This window comes from Streptomyces hygroscopicus (assembly GCF_026168105.1).
Classification (GTDB): domain Bacteria; phylum Actinomycetota; class Actinomycetes; order Streptomycetales; family Streptomycetaceae; genus Streptomyces; species Streptomyces hygroscopicus_D.
Map to the genome: position 1 here is coordinate 26830 of NZ_LBMW01000051.1, position 25343 is coordinate 52172.

The 25343-nt window shown below is 70.6% G+C and carries 23 protein-coding genes; 14 read left to right on the forward strand and 9 right to left on the reverse strand.

Features of this window, described 5'->3' with window-relative positions; genetic code table 11:
* The first annotated feature begins 62 nt into the window (after positions 1-62).
* On the forward strand, positions 63-632 hold the full coding sequence (locus AAW14_RS32710; protein ID WP_265568057.1) for a dienelactone hydrolase family protein: 570 nt from the start codon (positions 63-65) through the stop codon (positions 630-632).
* A gap of 17 nt (positions 633-649) precedes the next feature.
* On the opposite strand, the gene AAW14_RS32715 is transcribed toward AAW14_RS32710, so the two are convergent.
* The 4 genes from AAW14_RS32715 to AAW14_RS32730 form a co-directional block, all read right to left on the reverse strand.
* Complete coding sequence (locus AAW14_RS32715; RefSeq protein ID WP_265568058.1) at positions 650-2311, reverse strand: alkaline phosphatase D family protein; 1662 nt, start codon at positions 2309-2311, stop codon at positions 650-652.
* 105 nt (positions 2312-2416) lie between these two features.
* Positions 2417-3256, reverse strand: coding sequence for a thioredoxin domain-containing protein (locus AAW14_RS32720; protein ID WP_265568059.1), 840 nt, complete (start codon positions 3254-3256; stop codon positions 2417-2419).
* A gap of 93 nt (positions 3257-3349) precedes the next feature.
* The gene (locus AAW14_RS32725) at positions 3350-4036 is read right to left on the reverse strand and encodes a hypothetical protein (RefSeq protein ID WP_265568060.1); all 687 of its coding nucleotides are present in this window, start codon (positions 4034-4036) and stop codon (positions 3350-3352) included.
* Between the two features lie 92 nt (positions 4037-4128).
* A complete protein-coding gene (locus tag AAW14_RS32730; protein WP_265568061.1) occupies positions 4129-5454 on the reverse strand; it encodes a DUF2252 domain-containing protein in 1326 nt (441 codons plus the stop codon).
* Positions 5455-5795: 341 nt separating this feature from the next.
* On the opposite strand from AAW14_RS32730, the gene dnaE reads away from it, so the two are divergent.
* A complete protein-coding gene (dnaE, locus tag AAW14_RS32735; protein ID WP_265568062.1) occupies positions 5796-9335 on the forward strand; it encodes a DNA polymerase III subunit alpha in 3540 nt (1179 codons plus the stop codon).
* Between the two features lie 115 nt (positions 9336-9450).
* Here dnaE and AAW14_RS32740 read toward each other — a convergent pair whose 3' ends face one another.
* Positions 9451-9630, reverse strand: coding sequence for a hypothetical protein (locus AAW14_RS32740; protein ID WP_265568063.1), 180 nt, complete (start codon positions 9628-9630; stop codon positions 9451-9453).
* A gap of 221 nt (positions 9631-9851) precedes the next feature.
* Between AAW14_RS32740 and AAW14_RS32745 the strand changes: the two genes are divergently transcribed.
* From AAW14_RS32745 to AAW14_RS32760, 4 genes are all read left to right on the forward strand, one after another.
* Positions 9852-11066 carry an NYN domain-containing protein gene (locus tag AAW14_RS32745; protein WP_265568064.1) on the forward strand — a complete coding sequence of 405 codons (1215 nt, stop codon included), beginning with the start codon at positions 9852-9854 and terminating at the stop codon, positions 11064-11066.
* A 122-nt stretch (positions 11067-11188) separates the two neighbouring features.
* Positions 11189-12160, forward strand: a complete 972-nt coding sequence (locus tag AAW14_RS32750; protein ID WP_265568079.1) for an ABC transporter ATP-binding protein — start codon at positions 11189-11191, stop codon at positions 12158-12160.
* Positions 12161-12251: 91 nt separating this feature from the next.
* A complete protein-coding gene (locus AAW14_RS32755; RefSeq protein ID WP_265568065.1) occupies positions 12252-13070 on the forward strand; it encodes an ABC transporter permease in 819 nt (272 codons plus the stop codon).
* Positions 13071-13104: 34 nt separating this feature from the next.
* A complete protein-coding gene (locus AAW14_RS32760; RefSeq protein ID WP_265568066.1) occupies positions 13105-13788 on the forward strand; it encodes an AAA family ATPase in 684 nt (227 codons plus the stop codon).
* Between the two features lie 267 nt (positions 13789-14055).
* Here the strand turns inward: AAW14_RS32760 and ybaK are convergent, their stop codons facing one another.
* The 4 genes from ybaK to AAW14_RS32780 all read right to left on the reverse strand — a co-directional run bounded on the left by ybaK (position 14056) and on the right by AAW14_RS32780 (position 18456).
* On the reverse strand, positions 14056-14556 hold the full coding sequence (gene ybaK, locus AAW14_RS32765; RefSeq protein WP_265568067.1) for a Cys-tRNA(Pro) deacylase: 501 nt from the start codon (positions 14554-14556) through the stop codon (positions 14056-14058).
* 355 nt (positions 14557-14911) lie between these two features.
* Entirely contained in the window at positions 14912-15652 is a 741-nt protein-coding gene (locus AAW14_RS32770) for an LON peptidase substrate-binding domain-containing protein (RefSeq protein WP_265568068.1), read from the reverse strand.
* Between the two features lie 11 nt (positions 15653-15663).
* Complete coding sequence (locus tag AAW14_RS32775) at positions 15664-16734, reverse strand: hypothetical protein (RefSeq protein ID WP_416223412.1); 1071 nt, start codon at positions 16732-16734, stop codon at positions 15664-15666.
* Positions 16735-16875: 141 nt separating this feature from the next.
* Positions 16876-18456, reverse strand: coding sequence for an oxidoreductase (locus tag AAW14_RS32780; protein WP_265568070.1), 1581 nt, complete (start codon positions 18454-18456; stop codon positions 16876-16878).
* A gap of 1023 nt (positions 18457-19479) precedes the next feature.
* Here AAW14_RS32780 and hisD point away from each other — a divergent pair.
* Genes hisD through hisF form a run of 8 tightly spaced genes read left to right on the forward strand, consistent with a single transcriptional unit; the run spans position 19480 to position 25214 of the window.
* Positions 19480-20805, forward strand: coding sequence for a histidinol dehydrogenase (gene hisD, locus AAW14_RS32785; RefSeq protein WP_265568071.1), 1326 nt, complete (start codon positions 19480-19482; stop codon positions 20803-20805).
* The gene (locus AAW14_RS32790; protein WP_265568072.1) at positions 20802-21908 is read left to right on the forward strand and encodes a histidinol-phosphate transaminase; all 1107 of its coding nucleotides are present in this window, start codon (positions 20802-20804) and stop codon (positions 21906-21908) included. The genes hisD and AAW14_RS32790 overlap by 4 nt, the downstream gene beginning before the upstream one ends.
* Positions 21905-22507 (forward strand): imidazoleglycerol-phosphate dehydratase HisB, encoded by a 603-nt coding sequence (gene hisB / locus AAW14_RS32795; RefSeq protein ID WP_265568073.1) that lies wholly within the window; start codon positions 21905-21907, stop codon positions 22505-22507. The genes AAW14_RS32790 and hisB overlap by 4 nt, the downstream gene beginning before the upstream one ends.
* A complete protein-coding gene (locus AAW14_RS32800) occupies positions 22504-22668 on the forward strand; it encodes a hypothetical protein (protein WP_265568074.1) in 165 nt (54 codons plus the stop codon). Before hisB ends, AAW14_RS32800 begins: the two co-directional genes overlap by 4 nt.
* Positions 22659-23306, forward strand: coding sequence for an imidazole glycerol phosphate synthase subunit HisH (gene hisH, locus AAW14_RS32805; RefSeq protein WP_265568075.1), 648 nt, complete (start codon positions 22659-22661; stop codon positions 23304-23306). The genes AAW14_RS32800 and hisH overlap by 10 nt, the downstream gene beginning before the upstream one ends.
* 3 nt (positions 23307-23309) lie before the next feature.
* A complete protein-coding gene (priA, locus tag AAW14_RS32810; RefSeq protein WP_265568076.1) occupies positions 23310-24044 on the forward strand; it encodes a bifunctional 1-(5-phosphoribosyl)-5-((5-phosphoribosylamino)methylideneamino)imidazole-4-carboxamide isomerase/phosphoribosylanthranilate isomerase PriA in 735 nt (244 codons plus the stop codon).
* Positions 24041-24433 carry a RidA family protein gene (locus AAW14_RS32815; RefSeq protein WP_265568077.1) on the forward strand — a complete coding sequence of 131 codons (393 nt, stop codon included), beginning with the start codon at positions 24041-24043 and terminating at the stop codon, positions 24431-24433. The genes priA and AAW14_RS32815 overlap by 4 nt, the downstream gene beginning before the upstream one ends.
* A 25-nt stretch (positions 24434-24458) precedes the next feature.
* Positions 24459-25214, forward strand: coding sequence for an imidazole glycerol phosphate synthase subunit HisF (hisF, locus tag AAW14_RS32820; RefSeq protein ID WP_265568078.1), 756 nt, complete (start codon positions 24459-24461; stop codon positions 25212-25214).
* Positions 25215-25343 lie beyond the last annotated feature (129 nt).

The window sequence follows — 25343 nt, forward strand, 5'->3', positions numbered from 1 at the left end:
TCCGTTCCGATCGCAAACGTGCTGCATACGGCGTTGTCGGACCCGGCTGGCACCATGGGCTCATGAACATCATGCTCTTCCACTCCACGTACGGGCTGCGTCCCGCCGTCCGCGCCGCCGGGGACCGGCTGCGCGCCGCAGGGCACGAGGTGTGGACCCCCGATCTGTTCGACGGCCGCACCTTCGAGACGGTCGAGGAGGGCATGGCCTTCAAGGACGAGATCGGCAAGGAAGAGCTGCTCAAGCGGGCGGTCCTGGCCTCCGCTCCCTACTCCGCGCGAGGACTCGTGTACGCGGGGTTCTCGCTCGGCGCCGCCACCGCGCAGACCCTGGCGCTCGGCGACAAGCACGCGCGCGGCCTCCTGCTGCTGCACGGCACCTCCGACATTGCGGCGAGCGCCTCGGTGGACGAGCTGCCGGTCCAGTTGCACGTGGCCGAGCCGGATCCGTTCGAGACGGACGACTGGCTGAGCGCCTGGTATCTGCAGATGCGCAGGGCGGGCGCCGACGTGGAGATCTACCGGTACGCGGGCGCCGGCCACCTGTACACCGACCCGGAGCTCCCGGACTACGACGAGGAGGCGGCCGAGGCCACCTGGCGGGTGGCCCTCGGCTTCCTCGAGGGCCTGTAGCCGCCCCCCGGCCGGGACTACACCGGGTCGTACGTCCGCTCGACCCTCTGCGTTCCGCTGCGCGTGCGGTACGAGCGCTCCCAGGACGAGCGGGCGTTGGCGTCCGTGCGGTCGGACAGGACGTAGTAGTCCATCTGGGCGTGCTCGGGGGTGATGTCCAGTACGCCGTAACCGTGGCGGTCCGTGTCCACCCAGTGGACATGCCGGTTGGCCGCGCGGATCAGCGGTGCGGCCACGGCCGAGACGGTGCCCTCGGGGACCTTGACGATGTCGTCGAGGTTGTCGGAGGTGACCGAGGTGATCACGAACTCGGTGGCGGCCGAAGGGGACAGCGGGTACGTCCCGGCGTCGACCGGCACGTCGTTGGCCCACGACATGTGGATGTCGCCGGTCAGGAACACCGTGTTGGTGATGGCGTTGTTGCGCAGATGGGCCAGGAGTTCACGGCGGTCCTCCGTGTAGCCGTCCCACTGGTCGGTGTTGACGGCGATGCCTGCCTGCGGCAGCCCGAGCAGCTTGGCGAGGGGCTTGAGCAGGTCGGCGGAGAGCGAGCCGATGACGAATGGGGCGATCATCACGGAGTTGCCGACCAGGCGCCACGTGGTGTCGGACGCCGCCAGGCCCGCCTTGAGCCAGTCGAGCTGGGCGCGGCCGGTGATCGTACGGTTCGGGTCGTCGACCGAACCGCTGCCCGCGGAAGCCTGCTGCGAGCGGAACGAGCGCAGGTCGAGGAGCGAGAGGTCGGCGAGCTTGCCGAAGCGCAGCCGGCGGTAGGTGGTGCCCGCGATGGCCGGGCGGACCGGCATCCACTCGAAGTACGCCTGCTTCGCGGCCGCTTTGCGGGCCGTCCAGGTGCCCTCGGCGCCCTCGGTGTGGTTGACCGCGCCGCCCGACCAGGCGTTGTCGGCGAACTCGTGGTCGTCCCAGATCGCGATGACCGGCGCCTTCGCGTGCAGGGCCTGGAGATCGGGGTCGGTCTTGTAACGGGCGTGCCGGACACGGTAGTCGGCGAGCGTGATGATCTCGTTCGTCGGCGAGTGCGGGCGGACGACCTTGCCGCGTGCCGCGTACTCGCCGCTCTTGTACTCATAGATGTAGTCGCCGAGGTGCAGCCATGCGTCCAGGTCGGCGCGGGCGGCCAGATGGCGGTACGCCGAGAAGTAGCCGGCTTCCCAGTTGGCGCAGGTCACCACGCCGAAGCGCAGTCCGGACACGGCGGCGTCGGCGGCCGGGGCCGTACGGGTGCGGGCGACGGGGGAGTCGGTGCCCCCGGCGGAGAAGCGGAACCAGTAGTCCGTGGCGGGCTCGAGGCCCCGTACGTCCGCCTTGACGGTGTGGTCGGAAGCGGCGGTCGCCGTGACGGAACCCTTGGCGACGATGTTCGTGAACGCCTTGTCCCGGGCGATGGCCCAGCTCACCTCGGTGTCGGGACCGAGCCCGGAGCCGGGCAGAGCCTCGGGGGTGGGGGTCACCCGGGTCCACAGCAGGATGCCCCCGGGCAGCGGGTCGCCGGAGGCGATGCCGTGCAGGAAGGCGGGGGCGCCGGTGGTGGCGCGGGCCGGGAGGGCGGCGGCGAGCGGGACGCCGAGGACGGCGGTGGCGGCTGCGGCCTTGACGACCGTACGGCGGCGCGGGGAAGGGGAGTTGGCGCTCGCGGATGATCTGTAGCGACTGGTCACGGGCGATCAGATTACTGATCGGTACGAACGAAAAGCGGGTGAACTTTCAAAAGTTCGCCCGCTCTTCGTTCAGCGGTTGCCCGGGGTGCCCCGTCGGGTGCCCGTTCAGGCCTTGAGCGCCGGGTCCACCAGCGAGTTGAACTCGTTCACCGTCATCGGCGGGTTGCCGGCGGGGGTGGTGAGCATCTTGCCGTTCATGACGAAGCTCGGGGTGCCCGTCACGCGGTCCTTGTTGGTGTCGAAGGTCTTCGACATCGCCAACGCCCAGGCGTCGTAGGTGCCGTTCTTCACCGCGTTCCGGAATGCGGTGTTGTTCTTCAGGGCCGGGACCGTGTCGGCAACCTTGATCAGGTAGTCGTCGCTCTTGAACTTGTCGTCCGTCTCGTCCGGGTGCCACTGCTTCGAGTACAGCGCGCTCTTGTACTCGAGGAAGGCCTCCGGGCTGACGTTCAGAGCCGCACCCATGGCGCTCATCGCGTTCTTGGAGCCCTCGCCGCGCGTACCGACAGTGCCCTTCCCGAGCTGGTCGCCGTCGATGAAGGTGCCGCCGATGTACTGGATCTTGAACTTGCCGTCGTCGAGGTCCTTCTTGACGGTCGCGCCGACGGTTTCCTCGAACTGGGCGCAGATCGGGCAGCGCGGGTCCTCGTAGACCTTGAGGGTCTTCTTCGCGGTGTTCTTGCCGATGACCACCGTCGTGCCGTCGGTGCCCGTGGTGTTCGCGGGCGCCACGACCTTGTCGCTCTTGACGGCCTCCCAGTGGCCGGGCTTGTTGGCCTGGACGACGGCGTAGCCGATCCCGCCGGCTATCGCGAGGACGCCGACGATCGCGCAGGCGACGATGACCTGCCGTTTGACCTTGTCGCGCTTGGCCTGGCGCTCGCGCTCCTGACGCAGCCGCTCACGGGCCGCCGTCTTCGCCTCCTGGCTGTTCCGCTTGCTCATTGGGTGATCTCCATGGGGATGCGCGCACACTCTGTGCGCGGAGTTGCTGAAAGGGGAAAAGGGGGCTTCCGGTGCTCGGATGCTTCGGGTGCCTCAGACGAAGGCGACCGAGCGCGGCGGGCCCCGCCGTCCCAGGGAGTGCACGAAGAGGCGGGTACGGACGATGACGACGCGGTGCAGGGGCCGCCGGGCCCGGCGCACCGGGGCCAGACGTACCGCCACTGCGGCGACCGCGATCAGCAGTGGCCGGAATGTGCTCGCGGCCACCGCGCGCAGCAGCTGGGCCAGTGCCCGCTCACCCCGGCGCAGCCAGGCGGCCGCGAGGAGCCCCACGCTCACATGGGCGGCCAGCAGGAGCCAGGCGGTCGCCGGGTCGGCGTGTTCGAGCAGAGCCGTGATCCGGTCGGCTCCGGTGCCGGTGACCCGGGTCAGGGGCGTACCCACACTGCCGCCGCTGCACAGGACGTCCAGACCGACCGAGCGCAGTGGGCCGGTGACCGGGCCGCCCGCCCTGCCGTAGCAGGCCTGCTGGCCCGTGGTGAAGACCGTGTCCGCGGTCAGCTCCAGCGGGACCAGCAGGGCGGCGATCTTTCCGAAGCCGCGCTCGCGGCCCGCCAGCGCATACGCGACGACGAAGACGGCGGCGCCGATGGCGGCCACCGTCCCCATCGGCAGCGGGACCTCGGACAGCAGGACGTGCGACGCGGTGCTGAGCGTCACGACCACCGCCGTGAACAGCGCCGCGCGTACGGCTCTGAGCTGGGTCCCGGATATGTCCATAGCAGGGAAGAGTGTCCCACGCGCTCCCGTAAGGGCCCCTTAAAAGGACGCCATGCGTTACGGGAGCGTTGTGCGGGAACGGCTGGGAGAACTCACAGACCGGGGATCCGGCCGTTGCGGAAAAGGTCGACGAAGATCTGGTGGTCGGCACGCGCGCGTGCCCCGTACTCGTGTGCGAAGTCCACCAGCAGGTCCTCGAAGCCCGCCTCGTCGGCGGCGATCGCCGCGTCGATGGCACGCTCCGTGGAGAAGGGCACCAGGGACTCGCCGGACTGGTCGTCCGCCGCCGCGTGCATCGCGGCCGTGGCCCGGCCGAGGTCGGCGACGACCGCCGCGATCTCCTCCGGGTCGTCGATGTCGCCCCAGTCCAGGTCCACGGCGTACGGCGACACCTCGGCGACCAGCTGGCCCGCGGCGTCCAGCTCCGTCCAGCCCAGCCACGGGTCGGCGTGCGCCTGCAGGGCCCGCTGGGAGATCACCGTGCGGTGGCCCTCGTGCTGGAAGTAGTCGCGGATCGCCGGGTCCGTGATGTGGCGGGAGACGGCCGGGGTCTGGGCCTGCTTGATGTAGATGATCACGTCGTTCTCCAGGGCGTCGCTGTTGCCCTCGAGCAGGATGTTGTACGACGGCAGGCCCGCCGAGCCGATGCCGATGCCGCGCCGGCCGACCACGTCCTTCACCCGGTAGGAGTCCGGGCGGGCCAGGGACGACTCCGGCAGGGTCTCCAGATAGCCGTCGAAGGCGGCGAGCACCTTGTAGCGCGTGGCCGCGTCCAGCTCGATGGAGCCGCCGCCCGGCGCGAAGCGGCGCTCGAAGTCGCGGATCTCGGTCATCGAGTCCAGCAGCCCGAAGCGGGTCAGCGAGCGGGCGTCCCGCAGCGCGTCCAGGAGCGGGCCCTGGGCGGTGTCCAGGGTGAAGGGCGGCACCTCGTCGCTCTTGGCGCCGGTCGCCAGGGCATGGACGCGCTCGCGGTAGGCGGCCGCGTAGACCGTGACGAGCTCGCTGATCTGGCCGTCACTCAGCGCCTTCGCGTACCCGATCAGGGCCATGGAGGCGGCGAAGCGCTTCAGGTCCCAGGTGAAGGGGCCGACGTACGCCTCGTCGAAGTCGTTCACATTGAAGATCAGGCGGCCCGTGGCGTCCATGTACGTGCCGAAGTTCTCCGCGTGCAGATCGCCGTGGATCCACACGCGCGAGGTGCGGTCGTCCAGGTACGGGCCGCCGCGCTTCTCCGCGTCCAGGTCGTGGTAGAAGAGGCACGCCGTGCCCCGGTAGAACGCGAAGGCGGAGGCCGCCATCTTGCGGAACTTCACGCGGAACGCGGCCGGGTCGGCGGCGAGCAGCTCGCCGAAGGCGGTGTCGAAGACGGCGAGGATCTCCTCGCCGCGTTGCTCGGCGCTGAGCTGCGGAACCGACATCGCTGGGTGCCTCCAGGTGCAGGTGGTGCGTGACGTGTGGGACGGACGGTCCGTCCCCTTCCAACGGACGACGGTACGCGGGAGTGCCCGTGACCCCCGTACGAGGACACGGAGATGAGCCGGTGTCCGTCGCACGAAGGTACGGGTACGCGGCCCGTGTCCTCCGGATGAAGGTACGCGGGGAATCCCGCCGGGTGTCAGTGCCGGGGCATAGACTTCGACGCTGTCCCTCCGACCGCCCACAGCCAGTCGGAGGCCGGTCGACGTACGCCCGCCCGTCACCCGACCACCGCCCTGAACGAGGCGCTCCGCGCCACACTTGCATATGGGAGGCCCCAGCCGTGTCGAAGCCGCCGTTCACGCACCTGCACGTCCACACCCAGTACTCGCTGCTGGACGGTGCCGCGCGGCTGAAGGACATGTTCAACGCGTGCAACGAGATGGGCATGACGCACATCGCCATGTCCGACCACGGCAACCTCCACGGGGCGTACGACTTCTTCCACTCCGCGACGAAGGCCGGGGTCACTCCGATCATCGGCATCGAGGCGTATGTCGCCCCCGAATCCCGGCGCAACAAGCGCAAGATCCTCTGGGGCCAGCCGCACCAGAAGAGGGACGACATCTCCGGTTCCGGCGGTTACACCCACAAGACCATCTGGGCGGCGGACAAGACAGGTCTGCACAACCTCTTCCGTCTCTCCTCGGACGCATACGCCGAGGGGTGGCTGCAGAAGTGGCCGCGCATGGACAAGGAGACCATCGCCCAGTGGTCCGAGGGGCTGATCGCCTCCACCGGCTGCCCCTCGGGCGAGGTGCAGACCCGGCTGCGTCTCGGCCACTTCGAGGAGGCCCTCAAGGCGGCCGCCGACTACCAGGACATCTTCGGCAAGGGCCGCTACTTCCTGGAGCTGATGGACCACGGCATCGACATCGAGCGCCGGGTCCGCGACGGCCTCCTCGAGATCGGCAAGAAGCTCGGCATCCCGCCGCTCGTCACCAACGACTCGCACTACACGTACGCGCACGAGGCGGGCGCCCATGACGCGCTGCTGTGCATCCAGACCGGCAAGAACCTCTCCGACCCCGACCGCTTCAAGTTCGACGGCACCGGCTACTACCTGAAGTCCACGGACGAGATGTACGCCATCGACTCCTCGGACGCCTGGCAGGAGGGCTGCCGCAACACCCTCCTGGTGGCCGAGCAGGTCGACACCACGGGCATGTTCGAAAAGCGCGACCTCATGCCCAAGTTCGACATCCCCGAGGGCTACACCGAGGTCACCTGGTTCCAGGAGGAGGTCCGCCGCGGCATGGAGCGCCGCTTCCCGGGCGGTATCCCCGAGGACCGTCAGAAGCAGGCCGAGTACGAGATGGACGTCATCATCCAGATGGGGTTCCCGGGATACTTCCTCGTGGTCGCCGACTTCATCATGTGGGCCAAGCGCAACGGCATCGCGGTCGGCCCCGGCCGGGGCTCCGCCGCCGGCTCGATCGTCGCCTACGCCATGGGCATCACCGACCTGGACCCGATCCCGCACGGCCTGATCTTCGAGCGGTTCCTCAACCCCGAGCGCATCTCGATGCCCGATGTCGACATCGACTTCGACGAGCGTCGGCGCGTCGAGGTGATCAGGTACGTGACCGAGAAGTACGGCGCCGACAAGGTCGCCATGATCGGCACGTACGGCACCATCAAGGCCAAGAACGCGATCAAGGACTCCGCGCGCGTGCTGGGCTACCCGTATGCGATGGGCGACCGCATCACCAAGGCCATGCCCGCCGACGTCCTCGGCAAGGGCATCCCGCTCTCCGGCATCACCGACCCCAGCCACCCCCGCTACTCGGAGGCGGGCGAGGTGCGCGGGATGTACGAGAACGAGCCCGACGTGAAGAAGGTCATCGACACCGCCAAGGGTGTCGAGGGCCTGGTCCGCCAGATGGGTGTGCACGCCGCCGGCGTGATCATGTCCAGCGAGACCATCACCGAGCACGTGCCCGTCTGGGTCCGCCACACCGACGGGGTGACGATCACCCAGTGGGACTACCCGAGCTGTGAGTCGCTCGGCCTGCTGAAGATGGACTTCCTCGGACTGCGCAACCTGACGATCATGGACGACGCCGTCAAGATGGTGAAGTCCAACAAGGGCATCGACATCGACCTGCTGGGTCTGCCGCTCGACGACCCGAAGACCTTCGAACTGCTCCAGCGCGGCGACACTCTCGGCGTCTTCCAGTTCGACGGCGGACCCATGCGCTCGCTGCTGCGCCTGATGAAGCCCGACAACTTCGAAGACATCTCCGCCGTGTCGGCCCTGTACCGCCCGGGCCCTATGGGCATGAACTCCCACACCAACTACGCGCTGCGCAAGAACGGGCAGCAGGAGATCACGCCGATCCACAAGGAACTCGAGGAGCCCCTCAAGGAGGTCCTGGACGTCACCTACGGCCTGATCGTCTACCAGGAGCAGGTGCAGAAGGCCGCCCAGATCATCGCGGGCTACTCGCTCGGCGAGGCCGACATCCTCCGCCGGGTCATGGGTAAGAAGAAGCCCGAGGAGCTGGCGAAGAACTTCACCATCTTCCAGGCCGGCGCCCGCAAGAACGGCTTCAGCGACGAGGCGATCCAGGCCCTGTGGGACGTGCTGGTCCCGTTCGCCGGCTACGCGTTCAACAAGGCCCACTCCGCGGCGTACGGCCTGGTCTCCTACTGGACCGCGTACCTCAAGGCGAACCACCCCGCCGAGTACATGGCAGCGCTGCTCACCTCGGTCAAGGACGACAAGGACAAGTCGGCCGTCTATCTGAACGAGTGCCGCCGCATGGGCATCAGGGTGCTCCCCCCGAACGTCAACGAGTCCGAGTCGAACTTCGCCGCGCAGGGCGACGACGTGATCCTCTTCGGCCTCTCCGCGGTGCGCAACGTCGGTACGAACGTCGTCGAGTCGATCATCAAGAGCCGCAAGGCCAAGGGGAAGTACACGTCCTTCCCGGACTACCTCGACAAGGTCGACGCCGTGGTCTGCAACAAGCGCACCACGGAGTCGCTGATCAAGGCCGGTGCCTTCGACGCCATGGGGCACACCCGCAAGGGCCTCACCGCGCAGTACGAGCCGATGATCGACAACGTGGTCGCGGTCAAGCGCAAGGAGGCCGAGGGGCAGTTCGACCTGTTCGGCGGCATGGGCGAGGAGCAGAGCAGCGAGCCCGGCTTCGGCCTTGACGTCATCTTCACCGAGGAGGAGTGGGACAAGACGTATCTGCTCGCCCAGGAGCGCGAGATGCTCGGTCTGTACGTCTCCGACCACCCGCTCTTCGGTCTGGAGCACGTGCTTTCCGACAAGGCCGACGCGGGCATCGCCCAGCTCACCGGAGGCGAGCACGCGGACGGCGCGGTGGTCACCATCGGCGGCATCATCTCGGGCCTGCAGCGCAAGATGACCAAGCAGGGCAACGCCTGGGCGATCGCCACCGTCGAGGACCTCGCGGGCTCGATCGAGTGCATGTTCTTCCCGGCGACCTACCAGCTGGTGTCGACCCAGCTCGTCGAGGACGCCGTGGTGTTCGTCAAGGGCCGCCTCGACAAGCGTGAGGACGTGCCGCGGCTGGTCGCGATGGAGCTGATGGTCCCGGACCTGTCGAACGCGGGAACCAATGCGCCCGTGGTGCTCACCATCCCGGCGATCAAGGTCACCCCGCCGATGGTGAGCCGTCTCGGCGAGATCCTCAGCCAGCACAAGGGAGACAGCGAGGTCCGGATCAAGCTTCAGGGGCCCCGCAAGACGACCGTCCTGCGGCTGGACCGGCACCGGGTCAAGCCGGACCCCGCGCTCTACGGCGACCTGAAGGTCCTGCTCGGCCCGTCCTGCCTGGCGGGCTGACCGGCCGGGAGTGCGGCACGGGCGAGGGGCGCACCCCATGCAGGGTGCGCCCCTCCGTGTGTGTCACTGCATGTGTGTCACTGCATAGGACACAGCACGAGCCCGGACGCCGGCCTCAGTTGTGGCCGAAGCGCTTCTGCTGCTTACGGGCAACATCCGCGGGGCTGCCCTGGGTCTGCGGTATCGGGGACTCGTGCGACTCCGCTGCGGGCCTGTGCGTGCGCTCCTTGGACTGTTCGGCCTGGGAGGGGCGGTTCTGCGGGCCGGCCTGCTTGCGGTTCTTGTTCTTGGCCATGGTGATGCCTCCTGGGGGATGTAGGGGCCAGGGCCGGGACCAGATTCACATAGGCTGACATCAGTCGCATGTCGGACAATTACCGTCTGTGACAGGGCTCGTTCGGGGACCCGGGCCTCGATCCGCCACGCCGAAGATCGAGTTCGGGCCGTTAACCTCCCCACGGTCGGGCAGACTCGAAGGAAGCCCGAAGCAAACCTCCCGGAAAGAGGGTGGATCGCGTGGACCGCTGCATCGTCCTGGTGGACGCCGGGTATCTGCTCGGGGCTGCCGCCAGTCTGCTCGCCGGGGAGCCATCGAGGTCCCGGATCACCGTCGACCACGCCGCCCTCATCCAGGGACTGCGCGAGCGCGCCGAGTCCGACACCGAACGGCCGCTGCTGCGCATCTACTGGTTCGACGGCGCCCCCGACCGCGTACCGCAGCCGGAACACCGCAGGCTGCGCGTGATGCCGCGGGTGACCGTGCGCCTGGGTGCCCTGACCCGCAGCGACGGACGGTGGGCGCAGAAGGGCGTCGACGCGGCGATGCACGCCGAGCTGACCGAGCTGGCCCGCAACCGTGCCTGCTCGGACATCGTGCTCGTGACCGGCGACGGCGATCTGCTGCCGGGCATGATGGCCGCGAAGGAGCACGGGGTCGCGGTGCACCTGTGGGCCGTGCAGGCGGCGGACGGCGACTACAACCAGTCCGAGGACCTGGTGGCCGAGGCCGACGAGCGGCGCGTGCTCGACCGCGCGTGGATCACCAAGGCCGTACGCGCCAAGGAACTGAGCGGGGTGTGCGCGCCCCCGCCGGTGCCGCGGCCGGAGATCGCCGCGATCCTGTCGGCGCCGCTGCCCGAGTCGGCGCTCGCGGCCACTGCGGACCGGCCCGCCGCCGAACCGGAACACGTCCCGGCGGCCGCCTCGGCCAACGGCACCCAGGAGCGCGTGGCCACGTCCAAGGGCGTACCGACGCCCAAGGACCTGGCGGCGCTGCGGGCGCCGGGCACCCAGGCCGTGCAGCAGCCCGCGGGGGCCACGCTGCGCTGGTCCTCCGACAAGGGCTGGGTCGACCGGCCGGTCGCCGCCGAGTCGCCGGAGGCCGCCTCGTTGCCGACGCTCGCGCAGCTGACGACCGCGGAGCAGCGGTGGGCCGACCGGGAGGAGGACATCACCACGGTCGGCGGTGACCCGTACGAGGTAGGACAGGTGTTCGCGCGGCGGTGGATCGAGCGGCTCGCCGACCAGTCGCACCTGCAGAAGCTGTCGGGCATGTATCCACGGGTGCCGCATCGTATCGACGGGGAACTGCTGCGGTATGCGGCGCGGTTCGGGCTGCTCGCGCACAAGGACGACCAGATCGACGAGCACGACCGGTATGCGATCAGGGCCGGGTTCTGGCGGGAGATCGACCAGCGGACGACGACCGAGCACGTCCCTGCCGGCGAGTAGACGGGCAGGGCAGGTCGCGCGCGGATGAGCCGCCCCGGGCGCGGTTCCGGGTCGCGGACCCCGTACCCTCGTCCCTTGTGAGTACGCGCACCGCCCAGGCACAACCGCAAGGTGGCGATGTCGTGTGCGCCGTGCGCGGGCTGACCAAGACCTATCCGCCGGTACGGGGCCGGCGCGGTGCGCCCGGGACACCCGGGGTACGGGCCACCGACGACGTACGGCTGGACATCCGGCGCGGTGAGGTCTTCGGACTGCTCGGACCGAACGGCGCCGGCAAGTCCACCCTCGTACGGCAGCTGACCGGGCTGATGCGGCCCGACCGCGGCAGCGTCGAGATCCTCGGACACGACATCGTGCGGCATCCCGAGCGGGCCGCGCGCATCCTTGCCTACCTGGGGCAGGAGTCCACCGCCCTCGACGAGCTGACCGTCTCGCTCGCCGTCGAGACGACCGGGCGGCTGCGCGGTCTCGAACTGCGGCAGGCGCGGGAACAGCGGGACGCCGTACTCGACGAGCTCGGGCTCACGCCGATCGCCTCACGGCCGCTCAAGAAGCTCTCCGGCGGCCAGCGCCGGCTCGCCTGCTTCGCCGCCGCGCTGGTGGGGGAGCGGCCGCTGCTCGTGCTGGACGAACCGACCACCGGAATGGACCCGGTGGCGCGGCGCGCGGTGTGGGGCGCGGTGGACCGGCGCCGGGCCGAGCACGGGACCACCGTTCTGCTGGTCACACACAACGTCATCGAGGCGGAGACCGTCCTCGACCGGGTCGCCGTCCTCGAGCGGGGGCGGGTCATCGCCTGCGACACGCCGGCCGGACTCAAGGAACGAGTCGCGGGCGAGGTGCGCGTCGAGCTCGTGTGGCGCGAGCAGGCGCCGCTGGAGGTGCCCGAGGTCGCCGCGCTGCGCGCCCGTGCCGTCGAGTCCGGGCGCCGCTGGTCGCTGCGGATGGCTCCCGAGGAGGCACGGGCGGCCGTCGCCACGGTCACCGGAGGCGCCGCGTTCGCGGCCCTCGACGACTTCACGCTGGCCACCCCGAGTCTGGAGGATGTGTATCTCGCGCTGGGCGGCAGCACCCAGGGGCTGGTGAAGGCATGAGCGCGCGGGACGTCGTGTCCGTATGGGGCGGTAGGGGCGTCGCGCCCGTGGGGGACGGGGCGGCGGCAGGAACGAAGAGGAGCAGCGCGACGTGAGTGTCGTACCCGCCGAGGTTCTGCCCGGCGCCGGGATGGCGGACGGCGGCGCCAGGGACGAGGCCGTCCTCGGCGCGCGGGCGCGGCTGTGGCCTTCGCTCGCCGCCGTGTACCGGGCGCAGCTGTCCCGGGCGCGAGTCGCGCGCATCCCGCTGCTGTTCGTGGCGACGTTCCAGTCGATCGGCATCATGATCATGATGCGTGGCGTCGTGGCCGGCGGCGCCGACGCGCGGTCCGTGGTGGCCGGAGCCTCCGTGCTGGTCGTCGCGTACGTCGGGCTCAACCTGCTGGCGCAGTACTTCGGCCAGCTGCGAGGCAGCGGCGGGCTCGACCACTACGCCACGCTGCCCGTGCCGGCTTCGGCGGTGGTGCTGGGGGCGGCCGGGGCATACGCCTCCTTCACGGTGCCCGGGACGGTGGTGACGGCCGTCTTCGGATGCGTACTGTTCGGGCTGCCGCTCGCGCATCTATGGGTCCTCGCGGCCGTGATCCCCCTCTCCGGGGCCGCGCTGTCCGGACTGGGAGCGGCGCTCGGCCTTCTCGCTCCGCGGCCCGAACTCGCCACCCTGTTCGGGCAGTTGGGCATGTCGGCGGCGCTGCTGCTGGGGGTGCTGCCGGCCCACCGGATGCCGGAGGCCGTGCAGATGGCGCGGGATCTGCTGCCCTCCACCTACGGTGTCGAGGCGTTTGCGCGGACCTTCGGCGGGCATCCGGACTGGGCGTTCGTCCTCGGTGACCTGGCCGTGTGCGCCGCGGTCGGAGTGGCCTCGCTCGCCCTGGCGACCTGGGCGTACCGCCGGGCGGCCGTCCGGTGACGCGGCCGACAGACCCGCCTGGCAGGATGTGAAGGTGACCGCTCCGTTGACTCCGCCTCCGCCCCCGCATGAACAGCCGCCGCATTCCTCGCACGACGCGTGGCAAGCCGTGTCCGCCCCGTCGGGGGTGGGCCCTGCTCCGCACGGTGCCACGGCCCTGTACGGGGCGGACGGGCCCGGCATGAAGACCGAGGTGCGGGAGGCCGCCGTGACGACGGTGGGCGTCGCCCTCGCCGGGGCGCTGCTCGGGGTGCTGTGGTCGTGGCTGGCGCCGCATGTGCCGCTGGTGGGGGACCTCGTCGACAAGAACTGGGTCGTCTATCTGAAGGACACCGAGGGTGAGCAGGCCATCGGGGTGGACGGGACGTTCACCCTGCTCGCGCTCGGTTTCGGCGCGGTCAGCGCGCTGGTCGTCTTCCTGGTGCGCAAGCGGGGCGGGGTGCCGCTGGTGGTGGCGCTCGGCGTGGGCGGCCTGCTGGGGTCGCTGCTCGCCTGGCGGGTGGGTGTCTGGTTGGGGCCCACGCAGAACGTGATCGCGCACGCGAAGGCCGTGGGCAAGGGAGTGACGTTCTCCGCGCCGTTGAAGCTCGGGGCGAAAGGGGCACTGCTGGCGTGGCCGCTGGCCGCGCTGCTGGTGCACCTCGGACTGACGGCGCTGTTCGGGCCCCGGGATCCGGATCCGTACGCGGAACCGTACGGGTCTGCGCCGCAGGTATAAGGCCGCAGCGCAAGGCCGCGGGCGTAAGGCCGCAGGCGTTGTGGACGTGCGCGGCGGCGTGCACTCGGTGCCCACCCTGTGATGGGCCCCTGCGTACTCCGGGAGCGCCGGAGCAGCCGTGTGAGGCTGTCCGGCGCCGATGTGAGGGCGTGATTACGCCGGACGGTGGCCGTGGTTCGCATGGCCCTTCTTCATGCGCCATTTGCGCTTGCGTGTCCTCTTCGACATATTTCCGTACTACTCGAGGACGGCCCGTTAGTCGAGTGGTCACGCACGGGCGATCGGCGCCAGGGTCGCCCCGGTGAGCTTCGCCAGGTCCTCGGGCGACAGTTCGACCTCCAGGCCCCGGCGGCCCGCCGACACACAGATCGTGGTGTGCGAGGACGCCGAAGCGTCCAGTACCGTGCGCAGCTTTCTGCGCTGGCCCAGGGGGGAGATGCCGCCGCGCACGTACCCCGTCGTGCGTTCCGCCAGCGTCGGATCCGCCATCGCCGCCCGCTTGCCGCCCACCGCGGTCGCCAGCGACTTCAGGTCCAGCGAGCCCGCGACCGGGACGACCCCGACCACCAGGGCGCCGTCCACGTCCGCCACCAGCGTCTTGAAGACCCGGTCGGGGGAAACCCCCATCGCCTGGGCCGCCTCCTCGCCGTAGGAGGGGTGCGCGGGGTCGTGGTCGTAGGAGTGGACGGTGAACTCCACCCCGGCGGCCGTCAGCGCCACCGTCGCCGGGGTTCCGCCCGACTGCTGTTTCTTCGACTTCCTGGCCATGGGGCTTCATCCTCCCAGACGGCCGGACGCGCACCGCCCCCGCCCGGAACGGTCCCGGGCGGGGGCGGTGCGGCGGGTACGCAGGTTCAGCAGGTCGCCCAGGGGGTGTCGAAGGTCCCCTGGCCGTCGACCTTGATCAGCCCCTTGTAGTCCCTGCTGCACGGGTAGTCCATGGTCCAGGTGCTGTTGCCCGTTCGTTGACGCCGATGGTCTTCTTGCCCCCGTACGTCATGGTGCCGGCGGTGGTGCGGAACCCGAGGTGTGCGGTGACCGTCGACCCGCCGGTCTTCGTGTAGAAGACCTCGACTCACACAGGTTTCCGGCCGTGCCAGTGGCCGAACCAGGCCCATGCGCCTCAGTTGAGACTCGTCGTACCACGCGTGAGGTCCGATGCCGGCAACGAGGGCAGACTGCGGATGATCGCCGTCTCCGAGCGAAGCAGTTTCAGCTCGTCACGCAGGCGCGAGGCGGTGTCCGGGGCCTGGAGCAGCCGCTGCTTCGTCGGCGTGTCCAGCATCACCGCGGCCGCTACCAGATACGACACCACCGCCGGTTCGTCCGGCAGGTCCGTACCTGTCGACAGGGACCGCTCCCGTGCCCCCGCCAGCCGCTTCTGGTACTGCCGGAACGCGCGCAGCACCCCCTCGGCGAGCGCGCCCGCCTCGTCGCCCTGCTCCTCCGGCAGCTCCTCCAGTTCGGCCGTCAGATACGCGCCCGACGCGTCCACCGACAGCAGACGGACGCGTGTCGTGCCCGTCGCCAGCACCTCGAACGTCCCGTCGGCCCGCTCGCGGATCGTCGCCGCGTCCGCGACGCAGCCGACCGCGTGGAACGCCTTGGCCGGGTCGGAGCCGAAGCCGGCCGCTGGTCCGCGCTGGGGCACGGCGGTCGGGTCGGGCATGCCCGGGGCGCTGGGCGCCACCTCGTGGCCGTCGCGGATGGCGACGACGGCGAAGCGGCGCGGTTCGTCCTCGGGTGTCTTCAGTAGGTCGCGCATCAGGGCGCGATAGCGCTCCTCGAAGACGTTCAGCGGGAGCACGAGCCCCGGGAACAGCACCGAGTTCAGCGGGAAGAGCGGGAGCCGGACGGTGGTCACGACCCGAAAGCCTAATGGCCGCAGCAGCACACGCGTCCGGCGTGCCCACTTCGTGGGAGGAGAGGCCTGGTCGGACGTGGTGGCCGGGGCGATGCCACGGCCCGGCGGACACCCTCCCGGACCTCCAGGAACTGGCCCAGCGGATCGTCCGAGAAGTGGTCCCAGGGAACGGAGGTGGCGTACGGGCCGATCATGCGCAGCTGTGTCAACGCGTCCTCCCAGCGCTCGAGCGCGACCAGCACGCAGGTGAGGAGGTTGCGCACCTCCGCGGGCCACGGGTCGGCTTCCGTGTACCGGGACGACAGCACGATCGCCCGGTCCGCCGCCGCGTTCAGCCGCTTCCGGCCCACGACCGGCTCGCCGCCCTCGGTCAGGCAGGCGAAGGCCGCGCGTACCGGCAGCGCCTGCACCAGGGAGTCGGGCAGCGTGTCCTGGGCGGCGGTCTCGGCGAAGTCGAAGCACTCGCCGTGGGAGCCGCGGCGGGTGTGGGGCGTGCTTCCCCACCGGGTGCAGCAGGGGGCCGACAGATACTGCAGAGCCGCCACGTGGCAGCCGTAGTGGTGCGGGGAACGGCGCACGGCCTCGGCCCACAACCGCTCGAACTCGGCGTGGCCCGCGTTGGTGCCGCGGGCGTGGTCGAGCGCCACCCGCCACGGCACCGGGTCGCGCGGATCGCCCTCGGCCGCCGCCCGGATCAACGGGCCCATCTGGCGGAGGAGTTCGGAGCGGGCGGGCGACTCCCAGGCCCGTGCCACGGCCAGCTCCGCCCCGACCACAAGCGCGTCCGGATCGTCCGGGGCGGCGGCACACCAGTCCGTGAACCACTCGGCGCGCGAGCAGGCAAAGGCGGCGAGCCGCGTCACATACCGGTCGCGGTCCTCCCAGGCGGCGGCCTCCCGCGTGGCCGCGAGCAGTCCGGCCGCCGGGCCGTGGTCGCCCCGGCCCGCCGCGACCAGGGCGGGTGCCAGACGTTCGTCGGGCGCGTCCAGCAGGACCTCGTCGTCCGCGGGCAGCCCGGCGGCGACGTGGGAGGGGCGACGGAGCGTCCGTGCCGTACGCATGAACGGGGGCAGCAGTGCCATGGTGTCGACCATTGAAAAGCCGCAGGTCGGGGCGGCGCCAGCACGAATGCGTAAACCGCATTCAGTTGCGTTCCCAAGAGTCAAGAATGCACAAAAGGTGACCGTTTCTCAGCTGTTGGGCCGCCATGGGCAGGCTCCCGGTCAGCTGCGCCGCAGCAGGCGTGTCGCGCCCGCCGCGACCGTCGTCGCGAGGATCCAGCCCAGCAGGATCACCACCGTCTGCACCCACTGCCAGGCCCCGCTCATCTGCCACTGGCCCTGCTGCCCGAGGTCGATGAACGGGAGCAGCAGGTCCAGGGCGAAGAGGGAGGGGTTCCACTCGGGATGCCCGTCCTTGTTGACCGGCGGGTGACTCGCGTGCGCGAAGGCGATCGACGCCGCCGCCCACAGCACCGCCATCCACACCGCCGCACGGCCGGGCCGGTACCCGTAGGCCACCGTCCAGTCCTGGGCGTATCCCCACAGCTTGGCCGCGAGCGGCAGCGTCTCGCGGCGGCGCCGCTGCTTGGCGAGCAGCACCTCGCGCGCGTCCTCGTCCTCCCCGGAGTTGCGCAGCACGGCCGCGAGACGCTCGTAAGGCTCCGGGGCGTACTCGGCGGTCGCCGCCGCCACCCACTCCAGGCGCCGGGTGAGGGGGAAGGCGTCCTGCGGGACGAGGTTCTCGTAGGTGAAGCCGCCCATGTGCAGATCGCCGGGGCCGGGCCAGCTCGTCCACCGGTCGATCAGGGTCACGATCCGCGCTCCCGAGAGGATCACCTTGCCGCGCCCGGGCCGCTCGCCCAGGAAGCGCAGCTCGGGAGTCTGGAGCCGGCGCAGTGACAGCTCCTGGTCCTCGTCGAGGACGAACCGGGCCCGGTCCAGGTCGACCGCGTCCCCGAACCGCCCGTCGTCCAGCCGGACCCCGCCCCGGCACTCGAACCGCTGCACCCGGGTTCCGCGCGCGGGCGTGGTGCCGCTGGTCAGCAGCGGATTGCCGACGCCCGCAGGCGTGAGATACATCGTCCGTTCGACCGTCAGCTGGGGGGCGTTCAGCGCCAGCCGGGTGTAGGGGTTGTTCAGCTGGGCGCCGCGAAGGCTCAGCGACACGCCGATCTTGGCGCTGCGCAGACTCAGCTCGCCGTGCGACTCCAGCATTTCGGCCTGGAGGTCCTGTCCTACGGTCATTCCGTCCGCGGTGATCGAACAGCCGCGCCGGTCCCGGTAGACGACGGCCTGGTTGAGCAGCAGATCGGTGCCGATGTGCGCGTCGGTGAGCCGGACCCCGTTCTGGAAGCGGCAGCGCGGCAGATGCAGATCGCCCTCCGTGTGCACCCGTGCCGCCTCCAGGCGCGGCACCGAGCAGTCCACCAGCCGAAGGGTCGTGAAGTGGGCTTCCGGCAGCAGGATCTCCTTCTCGAACCGGCAGCCCTTGAGCTCCACGTACGGCACGATCGTGCCTCCCGCGAGTTCCAGCGTGTCCACGATCTGCACCCCGGTCAGCTTCAGGGAGGAGACACGCCCGGCGAGTGCGGGCGGCCCGTCCAGCAGCAGCCAGGCCACGATCCGCGCCCGCACACTGCGCTCGGGTCCCCAGGGGTGGCCGCCGTGCGGGTCGTCGACGACGCTGTCCCCGCTGCGCAGGTCGTACACGCTCCCGTTGCGGAAGGCCTGCCACATCCCGGCCTCGGAGGCGGTCAGATCGTCCGGCAGGTCCCCGGTGCGGATGCCGGCACCTTCGGTCACGGCTCTTCCTTCCTCCCCAGCTACTCGCGGGTTCGTAGGACCGTTCATGCCCGCTGTGTGACGGGCCGAACGCTACTGGTGAAGCGGATCTTCCGGGCGTCGTATCAGCCATCGGATCCGGCCATCGCCCACGCCGCCGAAACCACCGGATCCAGCCACGCCGCGCCGCATGCGGGCCATTGGGCCGAGCTCGTTGGGGGTGCGTGAGGCGCCGGGCCGAGCCCGGCCGGGGTCGCGTGAAGCCCTGGGCCGGCCGGTACGGTTTGCGCGAACCACCGGCAGGGCTCGACACGCCGATGGGCCTCGGCTGCGGCACGCGCTGTCCGGACCCGGCGGCCCGGCTTCGACACGCCGCGTCGGCCGTCGCAGTGGCATCCGCTGCCTGGATGGATGGGGGCTGCCCTTGGCGTGTCCCGCCGATGGTGGCCCGGCACGCACGGCATGCGCCGTCCGGACCGAAGTCGCGGCTCGGCCGGGCGCCGCCTGCCCCGGTTCCGCATACGTCGCCCGGAGGGCCGCCGACACCGGCCGAGGGCCCGGTTGCGGCGTGCGCCCACCGGACCACGGCCCCGCCTGCGCCGGCCGAGGGCCCGGTTGCGGCGTGCGCCCACCGGACCACGGCCCCGCCTGCGACACGCCGACGGCAGGGATCCGGCTCGCGCTCTCCGGACCCGGGTTCCCGAGCCGGACACATGTCGCCGTCCCAGCCTCGACGTGCCTCGACGTGCCTCGACGTGCCTCGACATGCCGCGCCCGCACAACGGCACCGGCACGGGAGGTGTGCCGCCCGCGCGCCGCCCCCCGCTCCGACGCACCCGCACCGCCCGACTCCGACACGCCGAGCCGCCCCGGGCCCCGGCACAGCTCCCTGCCGTCCGGAGCACCGTGACCGGGGGCGACCCCTGTCCCGCCGGGAGCCCGCTGCGGCGCCCCGGGCACGCAGCCCGTCCGGCCGCGCACGCTCCGTATCAGCCATTGATACGGGCGTCCAGCGGGTCGGCGCCGTCTGAGAGAATTGGGCCTGTGATCTCCCGTATCGATCTGCGCGGCGACGCCCTCCCCGAGGGCCCCGCCCTGCGCGACCTGCTGCCCCGAGCCGACTTCGACGTTCAGGCCGCACTGGAGAAGGTGCGTCCGATCTGCGAAGCCGTGCATCATCGGGGCGACGCGGCGCTGATCGACTTCGCGGAGAAGTTCGACGGTGTGCGGCTCGAGTCCGTGCGGGTGCCCCTCGAGGCGCTCAGCGGGGCGCTGGACCAGCTCGACCCTGCCGTGCGCGCGGCCCTGGAGGAGTCCATCCGCCGCGCCCGCCTGGTCCACCGCGAGCAGCGCCGCACCACCCACACCACCCAGGTCGTACCCGGTGGCTCGGTCACCGAGAAGTGGGTGCCGGTGGAGCGCGTCGGGCTGTACGCGCCCGGCGGCCGGTCCGTCTACCCATCGTCCGTGATCATGAACGTCGTGCCCGCGCAGGAGGCCGGCGTCGAGTCGATCGCCCTCGCCTCCCCGGCGCAGGCCGAGTTCGGCGGCCTTCCGCACCCGACGATCCTCGCCGCGTGCGCGCTGCTCGGCGTCGACGAGGTGTACGCGGCCGGTGGCGCGACCGCGGTCGCCATGTTCGCCCACGGCACCGAGTCCTGCCCGCCCGCCAACATGGTCACCGGCCCCGGCAACATCTGGGTCGCCGCGGCCAAGCGCTACTTCACCGGCAAGATCGGCATCGACACCGAGGCCGGTCCCACCGAGATCGCGATCCTCGCGGACGAGACCGCCGACCCGGTGCACGTGGCATCCGACCTGATCAGCCAGGCCGAGCACGATCCGCTGGCGGCCGCCGTCCTCGTCACCGACTCGGTCGAGCTGGCCGACGCGGTGGAGAAGGAGCTCGAGCCGCAGGTCGAGGCCACCAAGCACATCGAGGACCGGATCCGGCCGGCGCTCGCGGGCAAGCAGTCCGCGATCGTGCTGGTCGACGGCATCGACGAGGGCCTGAGGGTGGTCGACGCGTACGGAGCCGAGCACCTGGAGATCCAGACGGCGGACGCCGCCGGCGTCGCGGGCCGGGTACGGAACGCGGGCGCGATCTTCGTCGGCCCCTGGGCGCCGGTGTCGCTGGGCGACTACGCGGCGGGCTCCAATCACGTGCTCCCCACGGGGGGCTGCGCCTGCCACTCCTCGGGTCTGTCCGTCCAGTCCTTCCTGCGCGGCATCCACATCGTCGACTACACGAGGGACGCGCTCGCCGAGGTCGCGCACCATGTGGTGACGCTGGCGGACGCGGAGGACCTGCCGGCGCACGGCGCGGCGATCAAGGCCAGGTTCGGTTGGAAGGTACCCCAAGGCAAGTGACTGGAATCGACGATCTCCCCGTACGGGACGAGCTGCGCGGCAAGTCCCCCTACGGCGCGCCCCAACTGGACGTCCCCGTACGGCTGAACACCAACGAGAACCCGTACCCGCTGCCCGAACCGCTGGTGGAGCGGATCGCCGAGCGCGTCCGCGAGGCCGCCCGCGACCTCAACCGCTACCCGGACCGGGACGCGGTCGAACTGCGCACAAGGCTCGCCGAGTACCTGACGAAGACCGGCAAGTACCAGGTCGGCATCGAGAACGTCTGGGCGGCCAACGGCTCCAACGAGGTCATCCAGCAACTGCTGCAGACCTTCGGCGGACCCGGCCGCACGGCGATCGGCTTCGAGCCGTCGTACTCGATGCACGCGCTCATCGCGCGCGGCACGGGCACCGGCTGGATCTCGGGCCCGCGCAACGAGGACTTCACGATCGACCTCGCCGCCGCCGAGCAGGCGATCGCCGAGAACCGGCCGGACGTCGTCTTCGTCACGACCCCCAACAACCCGACGGGCAACGCGGTGCCCCCCGAGACGGTCCTCGCCCTGTACGAGGCCGCGCAGACGGCGAAGCCGTCCATGGTCGTCGTGGACGAGGCATACATCGAGTTCAGCCACGGCGACTCGCTGCTGCCACTCATCGAAGGTCGGCCGAATCTCGTCGTCTCACGGACGATGTCGAAGGCGTTCGGGGCCGCCGGCCTCCGGCTCGGCTATCTCGCCGCGCACCCTGCGGTCGTGGACGCCGTCCAGCTCGTACGGCTGCCGTACCACCTGTCGGCGATCACCCAGGCGACCGCCCTGGCCGCCCTGGAGCACACCGACACGCTGCTGAAGTACGTCGAGCAGCTGAAGTCCGAGCGCGACCGGCTGGTCGCCGAGCTGCGCGCGATCGGCTACGACGTCGTCGGGTCCGACGCCAACTTCGTGCAGTTCGGGCGGTTCGCCGACGCCCACGAGGCCTGGCGGAAGATCCTCGACCGGGGCGTCCTGGTCCGGGACAACGGAGTACCGGGGTGGCTGCGCGTCAGCGCAGGAACCCCGGAGGAGAACGACGCGTTCCTCGACGCGGTCCGTGAACTGAAGAAGGAGCAGAGCGCATGACTCGCGAGGGACGCCTCGGAAGAATCGAGCGCACCACCAAGGAGACATCGGTCGTCGTCGAGATCGACCTCGACGGGACCGGGAGGACCGACATCGCGACCGGCGTCGGCTTCTACGACCACATGCTCGACCAGCTCGGCCGGCACGGTCTGTTCGACCTGACCGTGAAGACCGAAGGCGATCTGCACATCGACTCGCACCACACCATCGAGGACACCGCCCTCGCGCTCGGCGCCGCCTTCAAGCAGGCGCTCGGCGACAAGGTGGGGATCTACCGCTTCGGCAACTGCACGGTCCCGCTCGACGAGTCGCTCGCCCAGGTGACCGTCGACCTGTCCGGCCGCCCGTACCTCGTGCACACCGAGCCGGAGAACATGGCGCCGATGATCGGCGAGTACGACACCACCATGACCCGGCACATACTGGAGTCCTTCGTCGCCCAGGCCCAGATCGCGCTGCACGTGCACGTGCCGTACGGACGCAACGCGCACCACATCGTGGAGTGCCAGTTCAAGGCGTTGGCACGGGCCCTGCGCTACGCCAGCGAGCGCGATCCGCGCGCGGCCGGAATCCTTCCCTCCACGAAGGGCGCGCTGTGAACGGCACCTCCACCGCACTGATCGTCGTCGGTCTCTTCCTGCTCGGCGGGATCATCTCCTTCGTCAAGCAGAAGATGCCGACGAGCCTGATCGTGCTGCTCTCCATCGGCGCGGCGCTGTGCCTCGTCGCGGGCGTCATGCGGCTGGGGGTGTGGAATTGAGCGCTCGGAAGAACGTCATCGTCTTCGACTACGGCTTCGGCAACGTCCGCTCCGCCGAGCGTGCCCTCGCACGCACGGGAGCCGACGTCGAGATCACCCGCGACTACGACAAGGCCATGAACGCCGACGGCCTGCTGGTGCCGGGCGTCGGTGCCTTCGCCGCCTGCATGCAAGGACTGAAGCAGGCGCGCGGTGACTGGATCATCGAACGCCGCCTGGCCGGCGGTCGCCCTGTGATGGGCATCTGCGTCGGCATGCAGATCCTGTTCGCCCGCGGCATCGAGCACGGCGTCGAGAGCGAGGGCCTCGACGAGTGGCCGGGCACGGTCGGGCCGCTCCAGGCCGACGTCGTGCCCCACATGGGCTGGAACACCGTCGAGGCACCCGGCGACTCCGAGTTGTTCGCCGGCCTGGACCCGGACGCGCGCTTCTACTTCGTGCACTCCTACGCCGTCCACGACTGGCAGCTCGAGACGAACAACCCGGTGCTGCACGCCCCCAAGGTGACCTGGTCGACGCACGGCAAGCCCTTCGTGGCGGCCGTGGAGAACGGTGCCCTGTGGGCCACGCAGTTCCACCCCGAGAAGTCCGGCGACGCCGGAGCGCAGCTGCTCACCAACTGGATCGGAACCCTGTAGACCATGGCCAAGCTCGAACTCCTCCCCGCCGTCGACGTCCGCGACGGCCAGGCCGTCCGCCTGGTGCACGGCGAGTCCGGTACGGAGACCTCGTACGGCTCCCCGCTGGAGGCCGCCCTCGCCTGGCAGCGGTCGGGCGCCGAGTGGCTGCACCTGGTCGACCTCGACGCCGCGTTCGGCACCGGCGACAACCGTGCGCTGATCGCCGAGGTCGCCGAGCGCATGGCGGAGCTGCACATCAAGGTGGAGCTGTCCGGCGGCATCCGGGACGACGACACACTGGCCGCCGCTCTGGGCACGGGCTGCACACGCGTGAACCTGGGCACGGCCGCCCTGGAGACCCCCGAGTGGGTCGCCAAGGTCATCGCCGAGCACGGCGACAAGATCGCGGTCGGTCTCGACGTACGCGGCACGACCCTGCGCGGCCGCGGCTGGACCCGCGACGGCGGTGACCTCTACGAGACGCTGGAGCGCCTCAACAAGGAGGGCTGCGCGCGGTACGTGGTCACCGACATCGCCAAGGACGGCACGCTCCAGGGCCCGAACCTGGAGCTGCTGAAGAACGTCTGCGCGGCCACGGACCGCCCGGTCGTGGCCTCCGGCGGGGTGTCGTCCCTGGCCGACCTGCGCGCGATCGCCGGCCTCGTCCCGCTCGGTGTCGAGGGCGCGATCGTCGGGAAGGCGCTCTATGCGAAGGCGTTCACCCTGGAAGAGGCCTTGGAGGCTGTGTCGTCATGACGTCCGATGCCGTGCGGCGTGTGCAGAGCGGAAGTCCTTGGGAAGAGTCCTTCGGGTTCGCACGCGCCGTCGCGGCGGGTGACCGTGTGCTGGTGGCCGGGACGACCTCCTTCAAGGGCAGGGTGCTGTACGGGGAGGGAGACCCGTACGAGCAGGCCAAGGTGGCGTTCGGCAGCGCGCTCGAGGCGATCGCCGAGTTCGGGCTCGGCCCCGAATCGGTGCTCCGGACCCGGATGTACCTGACCCATCTGCGGGACGTCGACGATGTGGGCCGGGCCCACAAGGAGCTCTTCGACTCCGTGCGCCCGGCCTCGACCCTGCTGGTCGTGGAGGGTTTCGTCGACCCGCGCATCCTTGTCGAAGTGGAACTGGAAGCCTTCAGAGGCTAGAAGCAGCAAGAGGAGCCGTGGATTCATGACCCTGGCGGTCCGAGTCATCCCCTGCCTGGACGTGGACAACGGCCGGGTCGTCAAGGGCGTCAACTTCCAGAACCTGCGCGACGCCGGCGACCCCGTCGAGATGGCCAAGGTGTACGACGCCGAGGGCGCCGACGAGCTGACGTTCCTGGACATCACCGCGTCCTCGGGCAACCGCGAGACGACGTACGACGTGGTGCGCCGCACCGCCGAGCAGGTGTTCATCCCGCTGACGGTCGGCGGCGGCGTCCGCACGGCCGAGGACGTGGACAGGCTGCTGCGGGCGGGTGCCGACAAGGTCGGTGTGAATACGGCCGCGATCGCCCGCCCCGACCTGATCCGTGAGATCGCCGAGCGCTTCGGGCGCCAGGTGCTGGTGCTGTCCGTGGACGCGCGCCGGACCCCGTCCGGCAGCTTCGAGGTGACGACCCACGGCGGCCGCCGTGGCACCGGCATCGACGCGATCGAGTGGGCGCACCGGGCCGCCGAACTGGGCGCGGGCGAGATCCTGCTCAATTCGATGGACGCCGACGGCACCAAGGACGGCTACGACCTCGAGATGATCGCGGCCGTACGCATGCACGTGACCGTGCCCGTGATCGCGTCCGGCGGCGCCGGCAAGCTGGCCGACTTCCCGCCGGCCGTCGCGGCGGGCGCGGACGCGGTCCTGGCGGCCTCGGTGTTCCACTTCGGGGACCTGCGCATCGGCGAGGTGAAGGAGTCGCTGAGGGCGGCGGGTCACCCGGTGCGGTGACGCCGAGACCGGGCCTGAGCCCCGGTCGACGCCGGTGACGGCCGGGGCTTTGGGCCAGGCGGACGCGCAGGGAAGAGAGCGGCGCCGACGGCGGCGGCCCTGCCCGTGCCGCGGGGCCGCCGCCGTCGG

Bases quoted from the DNA above. Each gene is read 5' to 3' on its own strand.
- AAW14_RS32710 (WP_265568057.1), top strand. From the start codon at position 63: ATGAACATCATGCTCTTCCACTCCACGTACGGGCTGCGTCCCGCCGTC.
- AAW14_RS32720 (WP_265568059.1), bottom strand. From the start codon at position 3,256: ATGAGCAAGCGGAACAGCCAGGAGGCGAAGACGGCGGCCCGTGAGCGG.
- AAW14_RS32725 (WP_265568060.1), bottom strand. From the start codon at position 4,036: ATGGACATATCCGGGACCCAGCTCAGAGCCGTACGCGCGGCGCTGTTC.
- AAW14_RS32730 (WP_265568061.1), bottom strand. From the start codon at position 5,454: ATGTCGGTTCCGCAGCTCAGCGCCGAGCAACGCGGCGAGGAGATCCTC.
- AAW14_RS32740 (WP_265568063.1), bottom strand. From the start codon at position 9,630: ATGGCCAAGAACAAGAACCGCAAGCAGGCCGGCCCGCAGAACCGCCCC.
- ybaK (WP_265568067.1), bottom strand. From the start codon at position 14,556: ATGGCCAGGAAGTCGAAGAAACAGCAGTCGGGCGGAACCCCGGCGACG.
- AAW14_RS32775 (WP_416223412.1), bottom strand. From the start codon at position 16,734: ATGGCACTGCTGCCCCCGTTCATGCGTACGGCACGGACGCTCCGTCGC.
- hisB (WP_265568073.1), top strand. From the start codon at position 21,905: ATGACTCGCGAGGGACGCCTCGGAAGAATCGAGCGCACCACCAAGGAG.
- priA (WP_265568076.1), top strand. From the start codon at position 23,310: ATGGCCAAGCTCGAACTCCTCCCCGCCGTCGACGTCCGCGACGGCCAG.
- AAW14_RS32815 (WP_265568077.1), top strand. From the start codon at position 24,041: ATGACGTCCGATGCCGTGCGGCGTGTGCAGAGCGGAAGTCCTTGGGAA.
- hisF (WP_265568078.1), top strand. From the start codon at position 24,459: ATGACCCTGGCGGTCCGAGTCATCCCCTGCCTGGACGTGGACAACGGC.